General features: G+C 40.6%; 28 protein-coding genes, 1 pseudogene and 2 riboswitches. Of the genes and pseudogenes, 25 read left to right on the top strand and 4 right to left on the bottom strand.

Annotated elements, in window-relative coordinates; translation table 11 throughout:
* The first annotated feature begins 35 nt into the window (after positions 1-35).
* From QFZ72_RS05160 to QFZ72_RS05170, 3 genes are read left to right on the top strand one after another with little or no spacing between them, the layout of a single operon-like run.
* On the top strand, positions 36-845 hold the full coding sequence (locus QFZ72_RS05160) for an ABC transporter ATP-binding protein (RefSeq protein ID WP_223438060.1): 810 nt from the start codon (positions 36-38) through the stop codon (positions 843-845).
* Between the two features lie 2 nt (positions 846-847).
* Entirely contained in the window at positions 848-1,579 is a 732-nt protein-coding gene (locus tag QFZ72_RS05165) for a (2Fe-2S)-binding protein (RefSeq protein WP_307430308.1), read from the top strand.
* Between the two features lie 23 nt (positions 1,580-1,602).
* Positions 1,603-1,869, top strand: a complete 267-nt coding sequence (locus QFZ72_RS05170; RefSeq protein WP_252202312.1) for a YusU family protein — start codon at positions 1,603-1,605, stop codon at positions 1,867-1,869.
* Between the two features lie 194 nt (positions 1,870-2,063).
* On the opposite strand, the gene QFZ72_RS05175 is transcribed toward QFZ72_RS05170, so the two are convergent.
* On the bottom strand, positions 2,064-2,279 hold the full coding sequence (locus QFZ72_RS05175; protein ID WP_307430313.1) for a hypothetical protein: 216 nt from the start codon (positions 2,277-2,279) through the stop codon (positions 2,064-2,066).
* 122 nt (positions 2,280-2,401) lie between these two features.
* Here QFZ72_RS05175 and QFZ72_RS05180 point away from each other — a divergent pair, with 122 nt between their 5' ends.
* Together QFZ72_RS05180 and QFZ72_RS05185 are read left to right on the top strand one after the other, a co-directional pair.
* Positions 2,402-2,944 carry a GNAT family N-acetyltransferase gene (locus QFZ72_RS05180; protein WP_307430316.1) on the top strand — a complete coding sequence of 181 codons (543 nt, stop codon included), beginning with the start codon at positions 2,402-2,404 and terminating at the stop codon, positions 2,942-2,944.
* 88 nt (positions 2,945-3,032) lie between these two features.
* Positions 3,033-3,755, top strand: coding sequence for a gamma-glutamyl-gamma-aminobutyrate hydrolase family protein (locus tag QFZ72_RS05185; RefSeq protein WP_307430317.1), 723 nt, complete (start codon positions 3,033-3,035; stop codon positions 3,753-3,755).
* Positions 3,756-4,036: 281 nt separating this feature from the next.
* Here QFZ72_RS05185 and QFZ72_RS05190 read toward each other — a convergent pair whose 3' ends face one another.
* Together QFZ72_RS05190 and QFZ72_RS05195 are read right to left on the bottom strand one after the other, a co-directional pair.
* Positions 4,037-4,375, bottom strand: a complete 339-nt coding sequence (locus tag QFZ72_RS05190; protein WP_307430320.1) for a spore coat protein — start codon at positions 4,373-4,375, stop codon at positions 4,037-4,039.
* Positions 4,376-4,387: 12 nt separating this feature from the next.
* A complete protein-coding gene (locus tag QFZ72_RS05195; RefSeq protein ID WP_307430323.1) occupies positions 4,388-4,648 on the bottom strand; it encodes a hypothetical protein in 261 nt (86 codons plus the stop codon).
* A 176-nt stretch (positions 4,649-4,824) separates the two neighbouring features.
* Between QFZ72_RS05195 and QFZ72_RS05200 the strand changes: the two genes are divergently transcribed.
* Positions 4,825-5,742, top strand: a complete 918-nt coding sequence (locus QFZ72_RS05200) for a proline dehydrogenase family protein (protein ID WP_307430326.1) — start codon at positions 4,825-4,827, stop codon at positions 5,740-5,742.
* Positions 5,743-5,963: 221 nt separating this feature from the next.
* Here QFZ72_RS05200 and QFZ72_RS05205 read toward each other — a convergent pair whose 3' ends face one another.
* The gene (locus QFZ72_RS05205) at positions 5,964-6,113 is read right to left on the bottom strand and encodes a YuzL family protein (protein WP_223438051.1); all 150 of its coding nucleotides are present in this window, start codon (positions 6,111-6,113) and stop codon (positions 5,964-5,966) included.
* 201 nt (positions 6,114-6,314) lie between these two features.
* On the opposite strand from QFZ72_RS05205, the gene QFZ72_RS05210 reads away from it, so the two are divergent.
* The 19 genes and pseudogenes from QFZ72_RS05210 (at position 6,315) to sufU (ending at position 23,573) form a co-directional block, all read left to right on the top strand.
* A complete protein-coding gene (locus tag QFZ72_RS05210) occupies positions 6,315-8,699 on the top strand; it encodes a 3-hydroxyacyl-CoA dehydrogenase/enoyl-CoA hydratase family protein (RefSeq protein ID WP_307430330.1) in 2,385 nt (794 codons plus the stop codon).
* Positions 8,700-8,713: 14 nt separating this feature from the next.
* Complete coding sequence (locus tag QFZ72_RS05215; protein ID WP_307430333.1) at positions 8,714-9,889, top strand: acetyl-CoA C-acetyltransferase; 1,176 nt, start codon at positions 8,714-8,716, stop codon at positions 9,887-9,889.
* Between the two features lie 41 nt (positions 9,890-9,930).
* Positions 9,931-11,715 (top strand): acyl-CoA dehydrogenase family protein, encoded by a 1,785-nt coding sequence (locus QFZ72_RS05220; RefSeq protein WP_307430336.1) that lies wholly within the window; start codon positions 9,931-9,933, stop codon positions 11,713-11,715.
* A 155-nt stretch (positions 11,716-11,870) separates the two neighbouring features.
* The gene (locus tag QFZ72_RS05225) at positions 11,871-12,230 is read left to right on the top strand and encodes an arsenate reductase family protein (protein WP_307430338.1); all 360 of its coding nucleotides are present in this window, start codon (positions 11,871-11,873) and stop codon (positions 12,228-12,230) included.
* A 61-nt stretch (positions 12,231-12,291) separates the two neighbouring features.
* Positions 12,292-12,675 carry a glycine cleavage system protein GcvH gene (gene gcvH / locus QFZ72_RS05230; RefSeq protein WP_307430341.1) on the top strand — a complete coding sequence of 128 codons (384 nt, stop codon included), beginning with the start codon at positions 12,292-12,294 and terminating at the stop codon, positions 12,673-12,675.
* Between the two features lie 53 nt (positions 12,676-12,728).
* Positions 12,729-12,974 carry a YusG family protein gene (locus tag QFZ72_RS05235; RefSeq protein WP_307430343.1) on the top strand — a complete coding sequence of 82 codons (246 nt, stop codon included), beginning with the start codon at positions 12,729-12,731 and terminating at the stop codon, positions 12,972-12,974.
* 116 nt (positions 12,975-13,090) lie between these two features.
* Positions 13,091-13,438, top strand: a complete 348-nt coding sequence (locus QFZ72_RS05240; protein ID WP_070874732.1) for a toprim domain-containing protein — start codon at positions 13,091-13,093, stop codon at positions 13,436-13,438.
* Positions 13,439-13,463: 25 nt separating this feature from the next.
* The gene (locus tag QFZ72_RS05245; protein WP_307430346.1) at positions 13,464-13,772 is read left to right on the top strand and encodes a thioredoxin family protein; all 309 of its coding nucleotides are present in this window, start codon (positions 13,464-13,466) and stop codon (positions 13,770-13,772) included.
* 161 nt (positions 13,773-13,933) lie between these two features.
* A complete protein-coding gene (locus QFZ72_RS05250) occupies positions 13,934-14,257 on the top strand; it encodes a hypothetical protein (RefSeq protein ID WP_307430349.1) in 324 nt (107 codons plus the stop codon).
* A 76-nt stretch (positions 14,258-14,333) separates the two neighbouring features.
* Positions 14,334-14,443, top strand: a riboswitch (SAM riboswitch).
* A 119-nt stretch (positions 14,444-14,562) separates the two neighbouring features.
* A pseudogene (locus QFZ72_RS05255) lies at positions 14,563-15,836 on the top strand (O-acetylhomoserine aminocarboxypropyltransferase/cysteine synthase family protein).
* A 103-nt stretch (positions 15,837-15,939) separates the two neighbouring features.
* A riboswitch (SAM riboswitch) is annotated at positions 15,940-16,051 on the top strand.
* 167 nt (positions 16,052-16,218) lie between these two features.
* Positions 16,219-17,244: a methionine ABC transporter ATP-binding protein gene (locus tag QFZ72_RS05260; RefSeq protein ID WP_307430354.1), complete on the top strand. Its 1,026-nt coding sequence runs from the start codon at positions 16,219-16,221 to the stop codon at positions 17,242-17,244.
* Positions 17,237-17,893: a methionine ABC transporter permease gene (locus QFZ72_RS05265; protein WP_307430356.1), complete on the top strand. Its 657-nt coding sequence runs from the start codon at positions 17,237-17,239 to the stop codon at positions 17,891-17,893. The genes QFZ72_RS05260 and QFZ72_RS05265 overlap by 8 nt, the downstream gene beginning before the upstream one ends.
* A 13-nt stretch (positions 17,894-17,906) precedes the next feature.
* The gene (locus QFZ72_RS05270) at positions 17,907-18,740 is read left to right on the top strand and encodes a MetQ/NlpA family ABC transporter substrate-binding protein (protein WP_307430358.1); all 834 of its coding nucleotides are present in this window, start codon (positions 17,907-17,909) and stop codon (positions 18,738-18,740) included.
* Between the two features lie 171 nt (positions 18,741-18,911).
* Positions 18,912-19,280, top strand: coding sequence for a carboxymuconolactone decarboxylase family protein (locus tag QFZ72_RS05275; protein ID WP_307430362.1), 369 nt, complete (start codon positions 18,912-18,914; stop codon positions 19,278-19,280).
* Between the two features lie 197 nt (positions 19,281-19,477).
* Complete coding sequence (locus QFZ72_RS05280; RefSeq protein ID WP_307430365.1) at positions 19,478-19,645, top strand: YuzK family famiily protein; 168 nt, start codon at positions 19,478-19,480, stop codon at positions 19,643-19,645.
* 182 nt (positions 19,646-19,827) lie between these two features.
* On the top strand, positions 19,828-20,613 hold the full coding sequence (gene sufC, locus QFZ72_RS05285; protein ID WP_307430368.1) for a Fe-S cluster assembly ATPase SufC: 786 nt from the start codon (positions 19,828-19,830) through the stop codon (positions 20,611-20,613).
* 17 nt (positions 20,614-20,630) lie between these two features.
* Positions 20,631-21,935 (top strand): Fe-S cluster assembly protein SufD, encoded by a 1,305-nt coding sequence (sufD, locus tag QFZ72_RS05290; protein ID WP_307430371.1) that lies wholly within the window; start codon positions 20,631-20,633, stop codon positions 21,933-21,935.
* Entirely contained in the window at positions 21,935-23,155 is a 1,221-nt protein-coding gene (locus QFZ72_RS05295; protein WP_307430374.1) for a cysteine desulfurase, read from the top strand. The genes sufD and QFZ72_RS05295 overlap by 1 nt, the downstream gene beginning before the upstream one ends.
* Positions 23,145-23,573: a Fe-S cluster assembly sulfur transfer protein SufU gene (gene sufU / locus QFZ72_RS05300; protein WP_307430377.1), complete on the top strand. Its 429-nt coding sequence runs from the start codon at positions 23,145-23,147 to the stop codon at positions 23,571-23,573. Before QFZ72_RS05295 ends, sufU begins: the two co-directional genes overlap by 11 nt.
* The last annotated feature ends 58 nt before the right edge of the window (positions 23,574-23,631 follow it).

Here is a 23,631-nt window from a genome sequence, read left to right on the forward strand (position 1 = left end):
TAATTAATCCTTATGTGAAAAGGAGTGGATAGTAAATGACAGCTATTAAAACAAAGGCGCTCACATTGTCTTATGGAGAAACAACCATTATTAATGAGCTCGATTTAGAGATTCCAAAAGGCGAAATCACTGTATTCATAGGCAGCAATGGCTGCGGAAAATCAACGCTTCTGCGTTCAATTGCACGGCTTTTAAAGCCTGAAAAAGGCGCAGTTCTTTTAGAAGGAGAAGCCATTGCGAAGCTTCCCACAAAGGAAGTGGCAAAGAAACTTGCCATTTTGCCTCAAGGTCCTGCTGCACCGGAAGGCCTGACGGTTCTTCAGCTCGTCAAACAAGGCCGTTATCCTTATCAAAATTGGCTCAAACAATGGACGGAAAAAGATGAGAAGGCAGTTATGAGCGCATTAGATGCTACAGGAATGCTGGAATTTGCTGAAAGACCGGTTGATTCCTTGTCAGGCGGACAGCGTCAGCGTGCCTGGATTGCCATGACTCTAGCTCAGGATACGGATATTATTTTACTTGATGAACCAACGACTTATTTAGATATGACTCATCAAATCGAAATTCTGGATCTGTTATTTGAGCTGAATGAAAAAGAACAGCGTACGATTGTTATGGTTCTTCATGACCTTAATTTAGCCTGCAGGTATGCTCACCATATTGTCGCTATTAAGGATAAGCAAATCTATGCGGAAGGCAGACCGGAACATGTTATTAATTGCAATCTGGTGAAGGATGTTTTTCAAATGAACTGCGAAGTTACAATGGATCCGCTATTTGGAACTCCTCTGTGCATTCCGCATGGAAGAGGCCGGTGCATTATTAAAGAGGCGGCTATTTAATCATGAACCATTTTTCAAAAGAAGAGCTCGAGCATTTATCGAGATTCAGGCTGAGTTTAGGTCGAAGTGAATCAGCAATATCGATAGAAGCGGCAAACTTGCTGGAATCTGATTTTCTCTCAAGTTACTTAATTAAGATCCAGCCAAGAATTCATTCAGACAGATTGAATGTTACAGGGTCTATGCTTGTTAAACGTTACGCCTTTCTTGCAGCTATGGCTCTTTTTTCCATGACTGTTTTTGGGAAAAAGATGAATACTGACCCTTTAAATTTAACACTTGAGACTGATGATTTGGATCCTTTATGGCTCCCTTCTTTTTACTTTCATTCTTTGGAGTGTGTTTCTGCTGGAGAAAGCAGAGATGCGTGGAGAGACGAAATTCTGAGAGAGTTATTTCGGAATCACTTAAGTAAAATTGTGACTATCGTGTCAGAGAAAGCTAGAATTTCTAAACTGATCCTTTGGGAGAATATCTTCCTTTACGTTGTATGGATGTATAACACGCTGCTTGCAAACATACCTGAGTATGTTACGATAGAGCAAATACAAGCGGATTATATGTATGTAGTGAAAGAAGCAGACGGAGAACTTTTCGGAGAAGGAATGAAAAACCCTTTCTTGCCTTTCTATAGAGAACAAGGGCAAGTAACGAGACAAACATGCTGTCTTTACTATCTGACTTCTGAGAAAAGAGATCGCTGCAGTACTTGTCCGAAGCATTGTTTAACTTAATGGATGATGAGGAGGAGATTTTGTTGCAGGAAAATCTTAAAGAACCGCTGAATGGCCTGATTGAAAAATACACTGAATTGCTTCTTGGAGAGGCGACGCCTGAGCTTCAGGAAAAAGTGAAAAGCTGGGTGATTTATTCACACATTGCCAAGTCCATGCCGCCGCTTGCGAAGCATTGGAATGAAACGTATCCGGCAGAGAAAGAAAAGGTCAAACAGCTTATTTCTGAAATTAAGCAGCTGAATGAACAGCATCGAGCAAAATCACAGACAAATAATAATGAATCATAATCTCAGAGAACAATGAAAGAGCTCTGAGATTTTTCATTTTTAATCGTCGGAAGACTCTTTTGATGATTTAAGATATAAGAAAGTATTTGTTGCTTCGATGTCTGCTCCGTAGCCCCACTCCACAGCCAGAACAAATCCGCCAAGAAAGTCAAACCCGGACCTTTTCTGCCAGGTGATAATCTGCCATGCCTGAGCTAAACAGGCGCTTGCGCTTTTCTTTTAAGGAAATAATAAATAGGCACACATAAGAAAAAGGGTATAATGGATCCTGAAACCGCTTTAATAGACCCATCCTGATAAGTGACTGTGTGCTCCCACTTCAGCCAAACAATCTCAAATGCATAGCCTGCCGCATATAAAAGACCTACAGAAAATAGATAGATTAGCACGGATGCCGCATAATTTTTCATAGGTATATCAACTCCAAAATTTTCCTTTATTTTGATTATACTGTATATTTTGATAGAGGAAAAGAGCTGCTAAATCTTTTATCAGTGAATAAATTCTTGTAAAAATGGGGGACTAACAAGTTATGTGTCAGTCAATAGCAATGATCCGTCCAATTGAAACGAAGGATCTTATTCATTTATGGAAGATCAAGTATAAAGACGAGCATCCTGAGTGGAAGAATTGGGATGCACCTTATTTTGAACATAAGAATCTTACTCTGACAGACTTCCTTTCACAGAAAGACAGTATCGTAAATCAAGAAGATTACTGGGCGATCGTTGCAGGTAAAAAAATCATCGGGACAGTAAGCTATTATTGGGAACACGAGCCTTCACTATGGCTTGAAATGGGGATAGGCATTTATGATCCTTCTTATTGGAACGATGGACATGGAACGAAAGCCTTCCGTTTATGGATAGATCACCTATTTGAGACATTGCCCATTGTAAGAGTCGGCTATACAACATGGTCTGGAAATATAAGAATGATCAAAGTGGGAGAAAAGCTCGGCATGACAGTAGAGGGACGCATGAGAAAATGCAGAGTGGTAAATGGAGAATACTACGATTCCATCAGAATCGGTTTATTGCGGGAAGAGTGGGAAGAACGATCTGCAAAAAGGTAAATTTTATAAAATGATAAAAAGCGGATTCGACCTGGGATCGTGAGGGGTATAGATTAAGAAGAGTAATTGCCAGGGAGAGTGAACACCAATGGACGATTCAAAACCAGTTATAGGCATATCAAGCTCAGTAGTCGATCACGGAGATATACCGAGCGTGCATGTGCATCAAAAATATATCAGTTCTGTCATTCAGGCGGGCGGCATTCCGGTCGTCATACCTCTTGTAGATGATGAAATGGCAAAGGTTATTGTGTCAAAATGCGATGGCTTCATCTTAAGCGGCGGGGAGGATGTGGACCCTCATTCTTACGGAGAGGACCCAGACCCGAAACTTAGAAAAACAAATAGCACGCGGGATGAAATGGAAATAGCAGTTGTGATATATGCGAAAGAAAATAAAAAGCCCGTATTTGGAATCTGCAGGGGCATAGCTATGCTTAACGCAGCTCTTGGAGGAACGGTCACCCAGGATATTGAAAGCAATTACGAGAATCCGATTAAGCATTATCAAACAGCTGACCGCCCAAATCCAACTCATGAAATCATGATTGAGAAAGGCAGCAAACTGCAGAACATTTTTGGAACAGAAACAGTCCGTGTGAACAGTATGCATCATCAGGCTGTCGGAAAGCTTGCAGATGGACTAGTGGCAACAGCCAAGGCAACTGATGGCATTATCGAAGGAATTGAAGGAACCGATAATGAGTGGTATGTGCTTGCTGTTCAATGGCATCCTGAGGAAATGGCTGCCCAGGATGAGGCGATGCATAACCTGTTTAAAACATTTGTAGGTAAATGCAGAAAAAAATGAAAGCGGCATAATGCTGCTTCCATTTTTTTTGGTTTGATTCTTGAAAATGTGGATGTTCACAATTGTACGGAATTATTTGTAAAAGTCTTGGAATAATCTTAGAAAGTCTCGGAATTGAATATAAAAGTGTGGGAATTAATACGAAAAGTCTAGGAATAAAGGTTGTAAATCAAGAAATAAGTGCAAACCAATAAATATGAGTATAAACCCCGGAATTTCAGAGTCTTCCGGGGAAATTCTTATCCTGTCTGTCGGGTCTGACCAGTCGATTCTGCTTTTCTTTATTGAAGATAAGGTGATTGCTGCTGCAGATAATCAGCAAACTGCTGATAAGATTGCTGAAGCTTTTGGCTGTCTGCCGCTTCAAGCTTGTACCAGCCGTTTTTGTACATCACATTATATAATTCTCTTTGGCAATTTTGAGTTTCGTTGAAGATTCCCTGAATATCCTGATAAAGAGAATCATGGCTCATCTCATTTAGGACAGTGCAATAAGAATCTGTCATATATTTTTCGGTAGCCAGCAGTTCATTAATAAAGTCACGGTCATTCATTTGAGGGGTTTTAGGTACTTGTGTTTCAGGGTTGCCGATTTTGGTCTGGTTCTGATTATTATTCATCCTGCACCTCTCCTATTGAAGCTGAGCTTTCTGATTTGGATTTAAATGAGTTAAAATTTTAGAATAGTGCTGTTCATGCATTTTTCCAACCTTCTCAAGCTCGCTTTTTAATTGCTGATCACTGCATTGTGATGCAAAGAAGTGAGCTTTTTTCATGGCAAGCAAGTTCCATGAAAGCATATCTGTTAAATAAAGGTGATCTTTTGTTGTAATGACAGACGGCGGCTGCTGCATCATCCCTTGCTGTGTGCCTGTATTCTGCTGTTGTTGCATAGTATATATAACCTCCTTCAAACATTTTCTTCCTTATCGTTCCTCATCCATAAAATACTATACGGAATTTTAGTGACGGGCATTGCAAATGAGCTTAAAATATTTTCAAACTATTCTAAAGATGATAAAATAACAGATAATTCTTAATTTTTGCGCTGGAGAGCGGGGGACTTTATATGGAGCAATTACTTCGAAGCTTTTTTTTGTTTTTATCAAAAAATAAAGTACTGACCAAAGCAGCTAAAAGGTATGGACTGAGATTTGGAGCTGCTCGCTTTGTTGCAGGAGAAACAATTGAACTGGCAGCGGCTGCAATTAAAGAGTTAAATAAGAAGGGGTTAGATGTTACGATTGATTATTTGGGAGAATTCATCGATAACGAAGCAGAGGCTAATGAAATGGCTAATCATTCAATAAAAGCAATTGAAGCAATAGGCAGGGAAGATCTGCAGTCACAGCTATCCTTAAAGATGACTTCCATGGGTCTTGATATCTCAGATGAGGTTGTCCTTCGGAATATGCGGAGGATTCTTGAAGCCGCAAAGACAAACAATGTTTTTGTGACCATTGATATGGAAGACTATTCGCGCTGCGGGAAAACAATAGAAATCTTTAAAAGCCTGAAAAAAGAGTATGATAACGTTGGAACGGTTATTCAGGCTTACCTATATAGAACGGTCAAAGATCTCGATGATCTGAATCAGTTTCATCCCAATTTACGGCTTGTTAAGGGAGCTTATAAAGAATCTCCGCGTGTAGCTTTTCCTGAAAAGAAAGATGTGGACGAAAATTTTAAGAAAATAATCAAAATGCATTTAGTAAATGGAAATTATACAGCAGTCGCAACCCATGACGATGCAATAATCGAATTTACAAAACGATTTGTAAAAGAAAACAACATCCCAAATGGCCAATTTGAATTTCAAATGCTGTATGGCATCAGGCCGGATCGCCAGCTCGAACTAGTGAAAGAAGGATATAAAATGCGGGTATATGTCCCATACGGAACAGACTGGTACGGTTACTTTATGCGCCGTCTTGCAGAAAGGACGGCAAACGTGGCATTCGTTTTGAAGGGAATCGTTAAAAAATAAGAAAAAACAAGGAAGCGATAGACTTTTTCAGGGAGCTCATTTATCTGATTTTCAAACATTTTATTGGCTCACGGGCTACCCGTTAAGGAATACGGCTGGCTGTCTTTCTCCAATGTTTTCAGCAAATATTTTTACGCCTTTTTCTACTTCAATAACGAGTGAAGAAGAGTAACAGAATAAAAAAAGCTGATTCCCCACTGAGAATCAGCTTCTATCATTATTTATTCATGTCCCATGTTTTTCTTTTTATATTGCTGATTTGTACTCGAGCGTTTGCCCCCGCCGTCCATTTCATTTGTTGGACCAGAGCTGCCTTTTACGCTGGATGCACTTACTCCTGCTTTAGATGGTTCTTTCTTTAATCTTGCCATAATTGGTCACCTCCTGGCTTTTAGCCTTCCCGCCCCGCTTTTTTTCATCCCGTCATCAAAAAATGTGTGAATTTTTTGTAAATGTATTGAACAAATTTTCGAAATCTTTTATATTAGTATATAGAGGAATTGATTCCTGACTATTTTTTTCATCAAAAAATGAATGAGCATTCATTCAAATTGACAAAAGGGGGAGCATTCATGGTCCAGCGAATTAAAAAAGCTGCAGTTTTAGGATCTGGTGTTATGGGTTCAGGAATTGCTGCACACTTGGCAAATATCGGAATCCCTGTTTTATTGCTTGATATCGTCCCGCGTTCACTTACGGACTACGAAGAGAAGAAAGGGCTGTCTTTAGAAGATCGATCTGTCAGAAACCGAATCTCTAATGAATCTATCCAAAAGTTATTAAAACAAAAGCCGGCTCCGCTGACTGCTAAGGAAAATCTTTCATTGATCGAAGCGGGTAACTTCGAAGATGACATGCACGGATTGTCTGAAGCTGATTGGATTATTGAAGTAGTCGTTGAGAATTTAGACATAAAGAAAAAAGTCTTTACATTAGTAGATCAATATAGAAAACAAGGCAGTATTGTAAGCTCTAATACATCAGGAATCTCAGTTGAAGCGATGTCAGAGGGAAGATCTGAGGATTTTCAGAAGCATTTTCTTGGAACACATTTCTTTAATCCGCCCCGTTATTTAAAATTGCTCGAAGTCATTCCAACTAAAACAACATCATCAGAGGTTTTATCTTTCATTAAAACGTTCGGGGAAGATGTGCTTGGCAAAGGCGTCGTTGAAGCAAAAGACACTCCAAACTTTATCGCAAACCGAATCGGAACATACGGTCTGCTTGTCACTGTTCAGGAAATGCTGAAAGGAAACTACAGCGTAGGCGAAGTGGATTCTGTCACAGGACCGTTAATCGGCCGCCCGAAAAGCGCCACCTTCAGAACTCTGGATGTTGTAGGACTCGACACATTTGCACATGTAGCGCAAAACGTTTATGACCAGGTTGAAGGAAAAGAGAAAGCTGTTTTTGAAATTCCTGAATTTATGAAAAAAATGCTTGAAAATGGCTGGCTTGGAAGCAAATCGGGCCAGGGCTTCTTCAAAAAAGAAGGAAAAGAAATTCTTGAGCTGAATCCTGACACACTCGAATACGGAGAAAGAAAAAAATTAAAGGCCCAAAGCATAGAGATTGCAAAACAGGCAAAAGGTGCAGCAGCTAAAATGAAAGCGCTTATCTATTCTGGAGACAAAGCTAGCCAATTATTATGGAATATAACAAGTCCGACACTCCTTTACTCGGCACAATTATCACGAGAGATCGCAGATGACATCGTTGCGATTGATGAAGCAATGAAATGGGGCTTTGGCTGGCAATATGGTCCATTTGAGACATGGGATGCCATTGGGCTCTCAAAGTCAGTTGAAAAAATGGAGGCAGAAGGCCAGAATGTTCCGGCTTGGATTAAAGACATGCTTGATCGTGGATTTACTTCATTTTATAAAAAAGAAGATGGCATCTCTTATTTTTATCATGAAGGTGATTACAGACGCATCCAGCAAAACGAAAAAGTCCTTGATTTAAAAGATATAAAAGAGAAAAAAGGGGTCATTAAAAAGAACAGCGGTGCAAGTTTAATTGACCTTGGAGATGATGTTGCCCTTCTTGAGTTCCATTCCCCAAATAATGCGATTGGCATGGATATCATTCAAATGATCAATTTCGCAATCGATGAAGTCAGCAGAAATTACAAAGGGCTTGTCATCGGAAATCAGGGCAAGAACTTCTGTGTTGGAGCAAATCTTGCGATGATTTTAATGGAAGCACAGGATGACAACTATTTTGAAGTTGACATGGTTGTCCGCCACTTCCAGCAGGCGATGATGAAGATTAAATATAGTCCAAAGCCAGTTGTAGCAGCACCGTTTGGCATGACGCTCGGAGGAGGAGCTGAAATCTGTCTGCCTGCTGCGCATATACAGGCTTCAAGTGAAACGTATATGGGATTAGTGGAAGCAGGCGTTGGTTTAATCCCGGGCGGGGGCGGCAACAAAGAGCTTTACATTAAACTTCTTAACAGCATTCCTAAAGGCGTAGACTTTGATCTTCAGAATGTCGCAAATAAAGTCTTTGAGACAATTGCTACTGCAAAGGTTTCAGCATCTGCTGCTGAAGCGAGAAACAATTTTTTCTTAAATGAAAGCGATTCTGTGAGCTTTAATGGAGATCATCTCCTGCATGATGCAAAGCAAAAAGCGATTGAGCTGTTTGATAAAGGATATAAAGCACCTGTCCGCAAAAAGGTTCCAGTTGTAGGGGAAACAGGATATGCAGCACTGCTGCTAGGTGCACAATCCATGCTTCAATCAGGGTATATTTCAGAGCACGATTTAAAAATTGCAAAAAAACTTGCTTATGTCATCGCTGGCGGCAAGGTTCCATTTGGCACCGAAGTGGATGAACAGTACCTGTTGGGTTTAGAAAGAGAAGCTTTTCTGAGCTTGGTTCAAGAGGGCAAGTCACAGCAAAGAATGCAGCACATGCTTGTTAAAGGGAAACCACTACGTAATTAGGAGGGTGCACTGTTATGAGAGAAGCGGTCATTGTAGCAGGTGCGAGAACACCTGTAGGAAGAGCGAAAAAAGGATCACTTGCAACTGTAAGACCAGACGATTTAGGAGCTCTCGTTGTAAAAGAAACGCTGAAGCGTGCCGGGGGCTATGAAGGAAATATAGACGATTTGATTATCGGGTGTGCAATGCCTGAAGCAGAACAGGGATTAAATTTAGCGCGAAATATCGGGGCGCTGGCTGGACTGCCTTACACAGTTCCCGCCATTACCGTTAACCGCTATTGCTCATCAGGATTGCAGAGTATTGCCTATGCAGCAGAAAAAATTATGCTTGGCCATTCAGATACAGCGATTGCAGGGGGAGCAGAATCAATGAGCATGGTTCCGATGATGGGGCATGTTGTCCGTCCAAATGCAAATCTGGCTGAGAACGCTCCTGAATATTACATGGGAATGGGGCATACAGCTGAGCAGGTGGCAAGAAAATACGGTGTTAGCCGTAAAGATCAGGATGCATTTGCCGTACGCAGTCATGAGCGCGCTGCAAGAGCCATCCAAGAAGGCAAATTTGATGATGAAATTATTGCAGTAGATGTCACACAAAGAAGTGTTGGCATCGACAATAAGCTTCATGAAAAGCATTTCCAATTCTCGAAAGATGAAGGTGTACGTCCTGGAACAAGCATGCAGATTCTTGCGAATTTAAGACCTGCATTTTCTGTTAAGGGATCTGTAACAGCGGGCAACTCTTCACAAACAAGTGACGGGGCTGCGGCAGTTATGGTGATGGACCGTGAAAAAGCAGATGCACTAGGTCTGCAATCCCTTGTAAAATTCAGATCCTTCGCTGTGGGAGGAGTTCCGCCTGAGGTAATGGGGATTGGCCCGATTGAAGCGATTCCCCGTGCTTTAAAACAAGCTGGACTGAGCTTATCTGACATCGGACTTTTTGAACTGAATGAAGCATTTGCCTCTCAATCGATCCAGGTGATTAGAGAGCTTGGATTAGATGAAGATAAAGTGAATGTTAACGGCGGTGCAATTGCACTTGGGCATCCGCTTGGCTGTACGGGAGCAAAGCTGACCCTGTCCCTTATTCATGAAATGAAGCGGCGCAATGAACAATTTGGAGTTGTTACAATGTGCATCGGCGGCGGAATGGGCGCTGCAGGAGTGTTCGAATTAGTTTAATGATCTTGAAATAAAACTTTAGTAAACGGGGGAAACCAAACATGTCTAAAACGTCTGAAAATGTAATTAAAGGCGGCAGCTTTTTATTAGATGATGTGACTTTTGAAAGTGTATTTACACCTGAGGATTTTACAGATGAGCATAAAATGATTGCTAAAACGACAGAGGATTTTGTCGTAAATGATGTTTTGCCGCACTTAGAAGATATTGAGAATCATCAATTTGATAAATCTGTGAAGCTGCTTAAGCAAGCAGGCGAGCTGGGTCTGCTTGGAGCAGATGTTCCTGAAGAATACGGCGGCCTTGGACTCGATAAAATCAGTTCAGCTTTGATCACAGAAAAATTTGCACGTGCAGGCAGTTTTTCATTATCCTACGGCGCGCATGTAGGAATCGGATCGCTTCCAATTGTGCTCTTCGGCAATGAAGAACAAAAACAGCAATATCTTCCAGACCTTGCAACAGGCCAGCGCATTGCAGCTTACGCATTAACTGAGCCTGGTTCCGGATCAGACGCACTGGGTGCAAGAGCAACTGCGAGATTGAATGCTGAAGGCACGCACTATGTACTAAATGGAGAAAAGCAATGGATTACAAACTCTGGCTTTGCTGATGTTTTTGTAGTCTATGCAAAAGTTGACGGCGAACACTTCTCAGCTTTCATCGTAGAAAAAGGATATCCTGGAGTATCAACAGGACCGGAAGAAAAGAAAATGGGAATCAAAGGCTCTTCAACTAGAACTCTTATTCTTGAGGATGCATTGGTTCCCAAAGAAAATCTATTAGGCGACCTTGGAAAAGGCCATGTTATCGCATTTAACATCCTTAACATCGGAAGATATAAATTAGCAGTGGGAACGATCGGCGGATCAAAACGCATTATCGATGTCTCTGTACAATATGCAAATCAGCGCCAGCAATTTAAAACGCCAATCAGCAGCTTCTCGCTGATTCAGGAAAAACTGGCTAATATGGCTTCTAAAACCTATGCAATGGAGAGCTCTGTATACCGTACTGTAGGATTGTTTGAAGACCGCATGAACCGTCTGTCGCCTGAAGAAGTGAAAGACGGCAAAGAAGTAGCTGCTTCCATTGCCGAATATGCAATTGAATGTTCATTAAATAAAGTATTAGGATCTGAGACGCTTGATTATGTAGTAGATGAAGGCGTTCAAATCCATGGCGGATATGGTTTTATGGCAGAATACGAAGTGGAAAGAGCGTATCGTGATTCCCGTATTAACCGCATTTTCGAAGGAACAAATGAAATTAACCGCTTATTAGTGCCTGGAACGTATTTGCGTAAAGCAATGAAAGGTGAATTGCCATTGCTGCAAAAGGCTCAGGCTCTGCAGGAAGAGTTAATGATGCTCATGCCTGAAGAAGTTGGCGAAGGTGTTCTTGAACAAGAAAAACATTTATTGAAGAATGCTAAAAAGATCGGCTTGATGATCGCTGGACTTGCTGCACAAAAGTACGGTCAGGCATTGCAGAAGGAGCAAGAAGTATTAGTGAATATTGCAGATATCGTAAGCAGCATTTATGCAATGGAATCAGCGATTCTGCGCACTGAAAAAGCAATCAGCAAAGCAGGAGAAGCAAAGAGCGCTCAAAAGCTCCTGTATACTCAAGTTTACTGTCAGGAAGCATTTAATGAGATTGAAGCACACGCGAAGGAATCATTAGTTGCTATTGAGCAAGGCGATACGCTTCGCATGATGATTTCGGCACTCAGAAAATTCACGCGTCACACTCCGATCAACGTGATTGCCAAAAAACGTGAAATTGCTGCTGCATTAATTGAAGAAAATGGTTACCGCGCTTAAAACAAAGTATAAGAAATGGACCTTTTCCAGTAACGGAAAAGGTCTTATTTCTTTGAGGAAACTGAATTTTACATAATAGAAACTTGTGATTATGATTGTCCAATTGATTGTGGTAAAATAATCTTGTTCAATTACGGTTGCAGGTGGTGAGAAGAGTGGCTATTACGTTTTATTGGTATCCTAAATGCGGTACATGCCGAAAAGCTAAAAAGTGGTTTGAAGATCACAATTTGCAGGTAGAAGATGTACATATTGTCGAAAATCCACCGACAAAAGAAGAATTAAAAACGATGCTTGATAACAGCGGGGTAGAAGTAAAGAAGTTTTTCAATACCAGCGGTCAAAAATACCGCGAATTAGGCATGAAAGAGAAGGTTGCTTCTTTATCTGATGAAGAACTGCTTGAGATTTTGGCATCAGACGGCATGCTTATCAAACGGCCATTAGCAACAGACGGCAAGAAAGTTACCGTCGGCTTTAAAGAAGATCAATTCGAAGCAGCGTGGGCAAAGTAGTAGAAGACTTTAACTTCAGTCTTTTTACAAATAAACATGATAAAACTTGGAGGTAATAAAAATGAACACACCAAAAGAACTTCGTTATTCTGAAGAGCACGAATGGGTTAAAGTTGAAGGTGAAAAAGTACGTATCGGCATTACTGATTTTGCTCAATCAGAACTTGGGGATATTGTATTTGTTGAGCTTCCTGAAGTTGGAGATGAAATTAAAGCAGACGAGCCTTTCGGAAGCGTTGAGTCTGTAAAAACGGTTTCTGAGCTTTATGCGCCAATCAGCGGAAAAGTTGTTGAAATCAATGAGGATCTCGATGACAGCCCAGAATTTGTAAACGAATCTCCATACGAAAAAGCATGGATGATTGTTATCGAGCCAAGCAATGTAAGTGATGTTGACAGCCTAATGACTGCTGAGCAATATGTGGGAATGACAAACGAAGACTGATAAATGGCATTAAACCAGGACACCCTAACCTTTAAAAAGGAGGGTGTTCAAGGATGTCATTTGAAAAGAAGCGCTTAGATATTACAGACCGGGTAACAGGACGCTTTTCAGAAGGTCAAATGAACTTATTTTTTGAAAAAGAGCAAATTGGCACAATGTCATTTGGTCAAAATGGAAATCAGGTTTCATTGAAAAATGGATATGAAGAAGAAAACCATTCCTTTTTCCAGTATGCAGACGTTTTATTAAAAAAAGATGAAAAGTATGTAGATTGTGACGAAGAAAACGGCTGGTGCTAATCGAATGGCAGTGGAATGTTCCACTGCCATTTTTGTTCAATTATTTTAAGAAACAACCTCATGCAATTCGAATAGGTTATAAGATAACACATACTTTAACTGAATAGGTGATGGCGATGTCTGCAATTGAGGTTGAAAAGGTCATAATTGTTGAAGGAACATCTGACAAACGAAAGGTACTTAATGTTGTCAATGAACCTGTAGAAATTATCTGTACAAATGGAACAATAAGTCTTACTCGATTAGACGAAATGATTGATGCTCTGTTTTATAGAGACGTATACGTGCTCGTAGACTCAGATGAATCAGGGGATCGCCTCAGAAAGCAATTCAAGCGGGAACTGCCCGAAGCTGCGCATTTGTTTATAGATAGAATGTACCGTGAAGTTGCGACTGCACCTGATCAGCATGTTGCTGCTGTGCTTTTAAGCGCAAATATCGATGTACAGGCGAAATACTTATAAAATAAAGGGAGTCTCATGAAAAGCAATGATTGAAATAAAGGAAGAACAATTAGATATGTTTGCTGAAAAAGAATTTGGCATCCTTTATCTTTACACTCCGTTTTGCGGAACATGTCAGCTTGCAAAAAAAATGCTGGCTGTTGTTGAAGAGCTGCTCCCAGCTTTAGCGATTCATGCGGCAAACTTAAATTTCCTGCCTAAGCAAGCGATAGAATGGGGAATTGAAAGTGTTCCCTGCCTGCTTATATTTGAAAATGGAACGGTTACCCACAAGAAATATGCCTTTCATTCTGTTGAATATATTTATCAAATATTGAAAGAATATGCCGCCTGAGCAGGGCGGCATTTGACATATTTCTTGGGAAATAGAAAAAACCATTATTTTGTCTCTCCAAGTTTAATAAAGTGTCGAACCTTTCATAAAGGTGATAAGTCGTATTAAAACGAATTAATACGTTATGATCTGATAGGAAAGAAATGGGGAGAGAAAAAGAAATGGACTTATTTTCGTTTGTAGAAAAAATGAATGCGTCTTATTTTATTCAGCCTCTGCTTCCAAACGAAGAATTGAGAATACGGATAACCAGTTCAAAACAACAACCTATCCTGCTTGTTTTAAAAAAGGGGGCTTGTTTTTTAAGCAGCGACAATGACAATCTTTCAGCACATGTACTGGTTTCAGGTGATGAAAATCATCTTTCTGACTGTTTTCATTCACCAATCAGACTTCTTCAGCTCTCAAAGCTTGGAGCGATTGAAGTAAAAGGATCATTTCGTAATGTACTTAGGCTTGAATCCATTATCCAGTTGTCTAAATAATAGTCTAAAAATTCAAACTACTAAATGACTGGGTAAATGAAGCGGTGTTACAATTCATTTAGATTCAATAAGTTTGATCTTATCAAGAGAGGTGGAGGGATTTGGCCCTATGAAGCCCGGCAACCGGTTATTGCAACACGGTGCCAATTCCATCAGAGCAGGCAAGACTGCTCTGGAAGATAAGAAGAGATATGGTGATTCAGCCTCTTCTTTGAAGGGGTTTTTTTATATGAATAAATGAAAAAGGGGATGGGAAATATGGGACAAAATAAGTTCGGCTTGAGACGTTAAATGTACATGGGGGTCTGCAGAAGGATCCTGCAACAGGAGCCCGGGCTGTGCCGATTTATCAGTCTAACGCCTATGTTTTTAATGACACGGAACATGCATCGGATTTATTTGCCTTAAAAGAGCAGGGTTACATTTATACCCGGATACATAATCCTACCTCAACGGTTTTTGAAGAAAGAGTTTCCCAATTAGAAGGGGGCGTAGGAAGTCTTGCTGTAGCAAGCGGCATGGCAGCGATAACGCTTGCCATATTAAATATTGCCGGAACAGGGGATGAGATTGTCTCTGCCTCAAGCCTATACGGTGGGACCTACAACCTCTTTCAAACCACATTGCCTAAGTACGGTATACAGACTAAGTTTGTAAATGCGGATGATCCTGAGAATATCAGGGATGCCATATCGCCTAAAACAAAGGCCATTTTTGCAGAAACGATTGGCAATCCAAGTCTGCAGGTACTTGATATAGAGGCAGCTGCAAAAATCGCTCATGAAGCCGGTATCCCATTAATTATTGATAACACCTTGCAACTCCTTATTTATGCAGGCCGATCGAACATGGAGCAGATATTGTCATTCACTCTGCCACCAAATGGCTGCTTGGAAATGGCACGACCCTCGGAGGAATTATCGTAGACGGAGGAAAGTTTGATTGGAACAGCGATAAGTTTCCGGGCTTTACGACTCCAGATCCAAGCTATCACAATCTTGTATATGCAGAAGCATTGCCGGAGGCAGCCTTTATTGTAAAAGCCCGAGTTCAGCTCCTCAGGGATTTAGGGCCTGCTATCAGTCCTCTTAATGCATTTCAATTTACTCTTGAAGTAGAAACACTTCATGTAAGAATGAAAGAACATATTTTTAATACGAGAAAAGTGGTTGAGTATTTAAATGAGCATTCTGCAGTTAAATGGGTGCTGTACCCTGAAGATGAACAGCACCCTGACAAGGCCCTGGCAGATAAATATTTAGCTGAAGGGGCAGGAGCGGTTGTAGTGTTCGGCATTGATGGCGGCCGTGCAGCAGGCGCAAAGGTGATTAATTCTGTTAACCTATGGTCGCATGTAGCAAATGTCGGAGATGCCAAAAGCCTGATCATTCATCCTGCCAGCACTACACATCAGCAGCTGGATACAGAAGGCCTGAAAAAATCAGGAGTAACTGAAAACTTAATTCGATTGTCTGTTGGGATTGAACATATAGATGACCTTCTGGAGGATCTTGAACAGGCAATTGAACAAGCAACGGGTGTGAAATCATTAATTGAATCATCCGTCTTTTCGAATTAATAAAAAACTTTTGGTTGACACCGTCTTTTGGCACATGATAAAATCACACTCGTACTACTAACTCACTGAATTTAAAAGTAAACTAATTAAATAAATTGTAAGTCTCTTATCCAGAGAGGTGGAGGGAAAGTGCCCTGCGAAGCCCGGCAACCGTCAATTTTATTGAAAAGGTGCCAATTCACTCAAAGCTGTTATTCAGTTTTGAAAGATGAGAGAAAGGTTCTTCTATAGATATGCCTTTCTGCTCATTTATGCAGAAAGGCATTTTTGTTTTCTTTAAGTTAAAGGGGAACAGTGGTTCCGCTTTTCTTAATAAAAAACATGAACCTGACGCATTTCGTGCAAAATGATAGTGAGTGGAATTTTGGAAGAAGGTGAAGTCATGATTACGTTAAAAGATGTCAAAAAAGTCTTTCAATCAAAAAGCGGAAATGTTACCGCGGTTGATTCGGTTGACTTGAATATAAATCAAGGTGAAATTTTCGGAATTATCGGTTATAGCGGTGCGGGAAAAAGCTCACTGATCAGATTGCTGAACGGACTTGAAAAGCCCACAGGCGGTTCCATTCAAGTAGCGGGAAGAAAGATCGATAAAATCCGTGGAGATGAGCTGAGAAAGGCAAGACACGAAATAAGCATGATCTTTCAGCATTTTAATCTCCTTTGGTCAAGAACGGTCCGGGAAAATATTTCGTTTCCATTAGAAATCGCCGGAGTGAAAAAAGAGCAGCGGATGAAACGTGTGGAAGAGCTGATTAAGCTTGTTGGGCTGGAAGGGCGGGAAGATGCATATCCATCCCAGCTGAGCGGGGGACAAAAACAGCGTGTCGGCATTGCAAGAGCTCTTGCGAATAATCCAAAAGTATTGCTTTGTGATGAAGCAACATCAGCATTGGACCCGCAAACAACAGATTCAATTCTTGAACTGCTGGTGGATATTAACGAAAGACTGGGTTTGACCATTGTCCTGATTACACATGAAATGCATGTGATTCGTAAAATCTGCCATCGTGTTGCCGTTATGGAAAACGGAAACATTGTTGAGCAGGGTGAAGTGCTCGATGTATTCAAAAAACCGCAGCAGTCTATTACTAAGCGCTTTGTGAAACAAATTACAGAGCATGATGATACACAGGAAACGATGGAATTGATTCTTGAAAAATACAAACACGGCATGGTTATTCAGATGACATTTGTGGGGGAGTCAACAGAAAGTCCGCTCATTACGAATCTTATACGAAACCATCCGATTGAAGTAAACATCCTTCAAGGGAAAATATCGCAAACTCAAAGCGGATCATATGGAACCTTGTTCATTCATATGGACGGGCAGCCTGAAGAGCTGGATAAGGCAATGGCATTTATCCGCACTCAAGAAGTAGAAGCGGAGGTGATTGCGAATGTTTGAGAATGTGAGATGGGAAAATGTATGGGAAGCTACAAGTGAAACCTTATTCATGACAGGATTCTCCGTGGCTGCAACATTTGTCTTGGGCATTATACTCGGGCTGCTGTTATTCTTAACTTCCAGAGGCGGAATTTGGGAAAATAAACCGGTAAATATCATTATATCTGCATTCGTGAATATTTTCCGGTCGATTCCGTTTATTCTTCTTATCATTTTGCTGATTCCTTTTACAAAGGCCATTTTAGATACGTTCCTTGGTGCAAAAGCAGCATTGCCGGCTTTAATTATCGGCGCTGCACCATTTTACGGGCGGATGGTTGAAATTGCTCTTCGAGAAATAGATAAAGGAGTCATTGAGGCTGCAAGATCGATGGGTGCAAAAACATCAACGATCATTTGGAAGGTGTTAATACCTGAATCATCTCCTGCGCTTATCTCCGGTATTACCGTAACCGCTATTGCACTTGTCGGCTATACAGCCATGGCAGGGGTAGTCGGCGCCGGAGGATTAGGAAATCTTGCATTTCTTGAAGGCTTTCAGCGGAATAATAATGCTGTAACAATGATTGCGACAATCTTGATATTAGTCATTGTATTTATCATCCAATTTATTGGAGACTTTATAACATCAAAATTAGATAAACGTTAGGGAGGAAATTTATATGAAGAAATTATTGTTAAGTGCTGTATTCGCAACATCTGCTTTCGCTCTTGCTGCATGTGGTACTGGAGGCGGAAATGGCGAAGGAGAAGAAACAAAAACGCTGAAAATCGGAGCTTCAAATGTCCCGCATGCGGAAATTCTGGAGGAAGCACAGCCTTTGCTTGAGGAAAAAGGCATTGAGCTTGATATCGTACCGTTCCAGGATTATATCCTGCCGAATAAATCTCTCGCAAGTAAAGAAATTGATGCCAACTACTTTCAGCATATCCCATATTTAGAGTCTCAAATGGCTGAAAATAAAGATTACGACTTTGTTAATGCAGGCGGCATCCATATCGAGCCAATTGGTGTGTATTCTAAAAAACATAAATCATTAGAAGATATCCCAGAGGGCGGCACAATTATCATGAGTAATTCAGTAGCTGACCATGGCCGTATGCTTTCATTGCTTGAAAGCGAAGGCTTAATCACGATTAAAGAAGGTGTCGATAAAACAACTGCAACAATTGATGATATCGATGAAAACAATAAAAATCTAAAATTCAAAGCAGATGTAGAAGCAAGCATTCTTCCGCAGGCTTATAACAACGATGAAGGCGATGCTGTTTTAATTAATACGAACTATGCAATTGGTGCAGGGCTCAATCCTCAAAAAGATGCGATTGCACTTGAAGGTTCAGAATCACCATATGTAAACATCATCACAGTCCGCAAAGGCGACGAAAACAAAGAAGAAATTAAAGCTTTAGTTGAAGTGCTTCATTCAAAAGAAATTCAATCATTTATTGAAGAAAAATATGAAGGTGCAGTAGTACCTGTTGACGGAGAATAAATAGCAAGAGAGCACCCGAAATTTGGTGCTCTCTTTTTTATCTGAAATATACCAATATAATATAGTAGAAATTAGGAATAAACACTCCCCGAAAAACTCTTTTTACGCATACATCTCCTGAATGTTTTGCATACTAACGGTGATTACTATCAGGAATGGAGCTGAAAATTGATGCAGCATTTTGAAGCGAGAAATATAAGCGAAGCCGCTTTGCATAATTACAAAGAAGGTCTGGGAGTTTTTACAGAGAAAATGCCTGAGCTTGCACATCTTTATAATGAATTCACTGAAGAATGTTTTAAAGAAGGAACACTTTCCCAAAAAGAAAAGCAGTTGATTGCACTTGGCATAAGCATCTATTCACAAGATGAGTATTGTATTATTTATCATACAAAAGGCTGCTTAGATCAAGGGGCAAGCGAACAGGAAATTCTAGAAACAGTTGGAGTAACAGCTGCTTTTGGCGGAGGAGCGGCAATGAGTCAATCCGTTACCTTAGTACAAGAGTGCATCACAGAATTAAATCAGCATAAGCAATAGCATACTCGAGTATATTGGAGTATTTATATAAGAACTGTGTCTTAAATGCTGAAATCCGATATGAAGAACCACGATCCTTTCATATCCTTCTATATGATGATTGAGGCTGATTTGATCAGGTGTTATCATGTAACAGTACTAGTTGATAAAACTTGAAAGGATGATTCATTATCTACGCAAGTCAGCAAAAGCTTGATTTGAAATACACAACTGAAATGGAAAAAGCCTTAATGCAGTCTCATAAAATGGGATATGCAGTGTACAGCAGAAACCATGAAAAGCGTATGGAAGTAGAAAAGAATCGTGAAAAAGATTATCAGCAAAGCAAACAGCTATTCGCAGTATTAGACCGTAAAATGAATTAATATACCAATCCGAAAGGAATCAGTCACTGGCTGATTCTTTTTGAGTTATAAATAAATCCGGCCCTTTTAGAGAAGCTACCGAAAAAGTTGTATTCACATTTCATTTGTTATAAAATTAGAATGAGAATAAAATGAGAATGATTAAATTGAGATCTTATAGATTATTGGAGGTATAGTTATTTATGGCAGGTTCTACTTTAGTTATTAAAGATTTACATGTTGAAATTGACGGGAAAGAAATTTTAAAAGGTGTAAACCTTGAAATAAAAGGCGGAGAATTCCACGCAATCATGGGACCAAATGGTACTGGTAAATCCACACTATCATCTGCGATCATGGGGCACCCTAAATATGAAGTAACACAAGGAAGCATCACTCTTGATGGTGAAGATGTTCTTGAGATGGAAGTAGATGAGCGCGGACGTGCAGGTCTATTCTTAGCGATGCAATATCCAAGCGAAATCAGCGGAGTAACAAATGCTGACTTCCTTCGTTCTTCTATCAATGCACGCAAAGAAGAAGGACAGGAAATTTCTTTAATGAAATTCATCCGCAAAATGGACTCTAACATGGAATTCCTTGAAATGGATCCTGATATGGCACAGCGTTATCTAAATGAAGGATTCTCCGGCGGAGAGAAAAAACGCAATGAGATTCTTCAATTAATGATGATCGAGCCTAAAATCGCGATTCTTGATGAAATCGATTCAGGTCTTGACATCGATGCATTAAAAGTTGTTTCAAAAGGCATTAACCAAATGCGCAACGAGGATTTCGGCTGCCTGATCATCACTCACTATCAGCGCCTGTTAAACTACATCACACCTGATCATGTACACGTAATGATGCAGGGACGCATCGTAAAATCAGGCGGTCCTGAGCTTTCTCAGCGTTTAGAATCAGAAGGCTATGACTGGATTAAACAAGAGCTTGGCATCGAAGACGAAACTGTTGGTCAAGAAGCGTAAGCGTTAGGGGGATTAAGATGACAGTAGAGACGAAATTCAACCACGACTATGTCACGGGTTTCTCAAATGAACTCGGTGAACCGGAATGGCTTAAAGAACTGCGCTTACAAGCTCTTGAAAAAGCTGAAGACCTTTCAATGCCAAGACCGGATAAAACGAAAATTGATAAGTGGAATTTCACACAATTCCAAACACACTCAGTTAAAAGCAAAGCTTTAGCATCCCTTAATGATTTAAGTGATGAAGTAAAAGCTTTAATTGATCTTGAAGATGAGAACAAAAATCTTTATATCCAATTAGACACAACGCCTGCTTATACATCTCTTTCTCAGGATTTGAAAGATCAGGGCGTAATCTTCACTGATATTCATACGGCTGTCCGCGAACATTCTGAGCTTGTGCAAAAATACTTCATGACTGAAGGCGTGAAAGTTGATGAGCATCGATTAACAGCACTTCATGCAGCTCTTATGAACGGTGGAGTATTTGTATATGTGCCTAAAAACGTTGAGGTAACAGCACCTCTTCAGGCTGTATATGTACATGAAAACCCGGAAACAACTCTTTTCAACCATGTTATCGTTGTTGCAGACGACAACAGTTCTGTCACTTATGTTGAAAACTATATTTCAACGACTGAAACGGAAGAATCGATTTTCAACATTGTAACGGAAGTATTTGCGAACAATAATGCAAAAGTTACTTACGGTGCTGTTGATCATTTGAATAAAGGTGTTACTACTTATGTAAACCGCCGTGGTACTGCTGCACGCGATGCACGCATTGAATGGGCGCTTGGTTTGATGAATGACGGCAATACGATTTCTGAAAACACAACAAACCTGATAGGTGACGGCTCTTATGGAGACACTAAATCTGTTGTTGTCGGACGCGGAAATCAAATTCAAAACTTCACAACAAAAGTGATTCACTTCGGCAAAAATTCTGAGGGCTACATCTTAAAGCACGGCGTAATGAAAGACAGTGCTTCATCTGTCTTTAACGGAATCGGCAAAATTGAGCATGGTGCTTCTAAATCAAATGCAGAGCAGGAATCAAGAGTTCTTATGCTGAGCGAAAAAGCACGCGGAGATGCAAATCCGATTCTATTAATTGACGAGGACGATGTAACGGCTGGACATGCTGCGTCTGTTGGCCGCGTTGATCCGCTTCAATTGTATTACTTGATGAGCCGAGGCATTCCTAAAGTTGAGGCAGAGCGTCTTGTCATTCACGGCTTCCTTGCGCCGGTTGTAAGAGTACTTCCAATCGAAGGCGTTAAGAAACAGCTTGTTGAGGTCATTGAAAGGAAAGTTAAGTAATGAATATCCAAGATATCCGTTCACTCTTCCCGATTTTGGATCAGCAAGTAAATGGACAGAATCTTGTTTATCTTGACAGTGCAGCGACTTCTCAGAAGCCGCTGCCGGTCATTGAAGCGCTGGACCGCTACTATAGAGAATATAATTCCAACGTCCATCGCGGAGTTCATACACTGGGCACCAAAGCTACAGATGGCTACGAGGGAGCACGCGAAAAGGTAAGGAAGTTTATAAATGCTCAGTCTGCAGAAGAAATCATTTTCACACGCGGCGCTACAACTGCATTGAATACAGTAGCTGCAAGCTATGGACGTGCAAATCTTCAAGCTGGCGATGAGATTGTGATTACGTATATGGAACACCATGCGAACGTCATACCTTGGCAGCAGCTTGCTAAAGCTACTGGGGCTACACTTAAGTATATTCCTTTGCAGGAGGATGGCACGATTTCTCTTGAAGATGCCAGAGAAACGATAACAGATTCAGCTAAAATTGTCTCTGTTATGCAAGTTTCAAATGTTCTGGGAACAATAAATCCTATAAAAGAAATTGCAGAGTTAGCCCACAGCAAAGGTGCCATCATGGTTGTTGACGGTGCGCAAAGTGCTCCGCATATGAAAATTGATGTTCAAGATTTAAACTGTGATTTCTTTGCTTTTTCAGCTCATAAAATGTGCGGTCCGACCGGTGTTGGCGTACTGTACGGCAAAAAAGCACTTCTTGAAAACATGGAGCCTGTTGAGTTTGGCGGCGAAATGATTGATTTCGTCGGATTATACGAATCAACATGGAAAGAGCTTCCTTGGAAGTTTGAAGCCGGAACACCAATTATTGCAGGGGCAATCGGCCTTGGAGCTGCCATTGATTTTCTGGAAGAAATCGGTCTTGAAAACATTGAAGCATATGAGCACAAGCTTGCTGATTACGCACTTGAGAAACTGTCAGAAGTTGAAGGCATCACTATATACGGTCCTAAAAAGCGTGCCGGTCTTGTGACATTCAATATTGAAGATGTGCATCCTCATGATGTTGCCACAGTATTAGATGCTGAAGGTATAGCAGTTCGTGCCGGCCATCACTGTGCACAGCCTTTAATGAAATGGCTGAATGTTTCCTCGACAGCTCGTGCAAGTTTTTACCTGTACAACACAGAAGAAGAAGTTGATAAGCTTGTTGCAGGAATCATAAAAACAAAGGAGTACTTCACGAATGTCTTTTAATAATCTGGACACTCTGTACCGCCAGGTCATCATGGATCATTATAAAAACCCGCGGAACAAAGGTGTACTCGAAGATAGTTTAACAATAGATATGAATAACCCTACATGCGGAGACCGTATTCGTTTAACGCTGCAGATTGAAGACGGCAGCATTAAGGATGCAAAGTTCGACGGTGAAGGCTGTTCGATTTCAATGTCATCAGCATCAATGATGACTCAAGCGATTAAAGGTCAATCGGTCGAAACAGCTTTAAAGCTTTCAAAAATCTTTTCAGACATGATGCAGGGAAAAGATTACGATGATGACGTAGAGCTTGAGGATATAGAAGCTTTGCAAGGTGTTGCTAAATTTCCTGCACGGATCAAATGTGCAACACTTGCGTGGAAGGCAATGGAAAAAGGGGTTAAAAACAGCTAATAGCGGAACCTTAAATTTATGCCTTCTTAAGAAAAAGAATGGGGGCAGACCTCATTCT

Origin of the sequence: Bacillus sp. V2I10, assembly GCF_030817055.1 — a bacterium.
Taxonomy (GTDB): Bacteria; Bacillota; Bacilli; order Bacillales; family Bacillaceae; genus Bacillus_P.

Bases quoted from the DNA above. Each gene is read 5' to 3' on its own strand.
- QFZ72_RS05160 (WP_223438060.1), top strand. From the start codon at position 36: ATGACAGCTATTAAAACAAAGGCGCTCACATTGTCTTATGGAGAAACA.
- QFZ72_RS05165 (WP_307430308.1), top strand. From the start codon at position 848: ATGAACCATTTTTCAAAAGAAGAGCTCGAGCATTTATCGAGATTCAGG.
- QFZ72_RS05175 (WP_307430313.1), bottom strand. From the start codon at position 2,279: ATGAAAAATTATGCGGCATCCGTGCTAATCTATCTATTTTCTGTAGGT.
- QFZ72_RS05180 (WP_307430316.1), top strand. From the start codon at position 2,402: ATGTGTCAGTCAATAGCAATGATCCGTCCAATTGAAACGAAGGATCTT.
- QFZ72_RS05185 (WP_307430317.1), top strand. From the start codon at position 3,033: ATGGACGATTCAAAACCAGTTATAGGCATATCAAGCTCAGTAGTCGAT.
- QFZ72_RS05190 (WP_307430320.1), bottom strand. From the start codon at position 4,375: ATGAATAATAATCAGAACCAGACCAAAATCGGCAACCCTGAAACACAA.
- QFZ72_RS05195 (WP_307430323.1), bottom strand. From the start codon at position 4,648: ATGCAACAACAGCAGAATACAGGCACACAGCAAGGGATGATGCAGCAG.
- QFZ72_RS05200 (WP_307430326.1), top strand. From the start codon at position 4,825: ATGGAGCAATTACTTCGAAGCTTTTTTTTGTTTTTATCAAAAAATAAA.
- QFZ72_RS05205 (WP_223438051.1), bottom strand. From the start codon at position 6,113: ATGGCAAGATTAAAGAAAGAACCATCTAAAGCAGGAGTAAGTGCATCC.
- QFZ72_RS05210 (WP_307430330.1), top strand. From the start codon at position 6,315: ATGGTCCAGCGAATTAAAAAAGCTGCAGTTTTAGGATCTGGTGTTATG.
- QFZ72_RS05215 (WP_307430333.1), top strand. From the start codon at position 8,714: ATGAGAGAAGCGGTCATTGTAGCAGGTGCGAGAACACCTGTAGGAAGA.
- QFZ72_RS05220 (WP_307430336.1), top strand. From the start codon at position 9,931: ATGTCTAAAACGTCTGAAAATGTAATTAAAGGCGGCAGCTTTTTATTA.
- gcvH (WP_307430341.1), top strand. From the start codon at position 12,292: ATGAACACACCAAAAGAACTTCGTTATTCTGAAGAGCACGAATGGGTT.
- QFZ72_RS05235 (WP_307430343.1), top strand. From the start codon at position 12,729: ATGTCATTTGAAAAGAAGCGCTTAGATATTACAGACCGGGTAACAGGA.
- QFZ72_RS05240 (WP_070874732.1), top strand. From the start codon at position 13,091: ATGTCTGCAATTGAGGTTGAAAAGGTCATAATTGTTGAAGGAACATCT.
- QFZ72_RS05245 (WP_307430346.1), top strand. From the start codon at position 13,464: ATGATTGAAATAAAGGAAGAACAATTAGATATGTTTGCTGAAAAAGAA.
- QFZ72_RS05250 (WP_307430349.1), top strand. From the start codon at position 13,934: ATGGACTTATTTTCGTTTGTAGAAAAAATGAATGCGTCTTATTTTATT.
- QFZ72_RS05260 (WP_307430354.1), top strand. From the start codon at position 16,219: ATGATTACGTTAAAAGATGTCAAAAAAGTCTTTCAATCAAAAAGCGGA.
- QFZ72_RS05265 (WP_307430356.1), top strand. From the start codon at position 17,237: ATGTTTGAGAATGTGAGATGGGAAAATGTATGGGAAGCTACAAGTGAA.
- QFZ72_RS05270 (WP_307430358.1), top strand. From the start codon at position 17,907: ATGAAGAAATTATTGTTAAGTGCTGTATTCGCAACATCTGCTTTCGCT.
- QFZ72_RS05275 (WP_307430362.1), top strand. From the start codon at position 18,912: ATGCAGCATTTTGAAGCGAGAAATATAAGCGAAGCCGCTTTGCATAAT.
- sufC (WP_307430368.1), top strand. From the start codon at position 19,828: ATGGCAGGTTCTACTTTAGTTATTAAAGATTTACATGTTGAAATTGAC.
- sufD (WP_307430371.1), top strand. From the start codon at position 20,631: ATGACAGTAGAGACGAAATTCAACCACGACTATGTCACGGGTTTCTCA.
- QFZ72_RS05295 (WP_307430374.1), top strand. From the start codon at position 21,935: ATGAATATCCAAGATATCCGTTCACTCTTCCCGATTTTGGATCAGCAA.
- sufU (WP_307430377.1), top strand. From the start codon at position 23,145: ATGTCTTTTAATAATCTGGACACTCTGTACCGCCAGGTCATCATGGAT.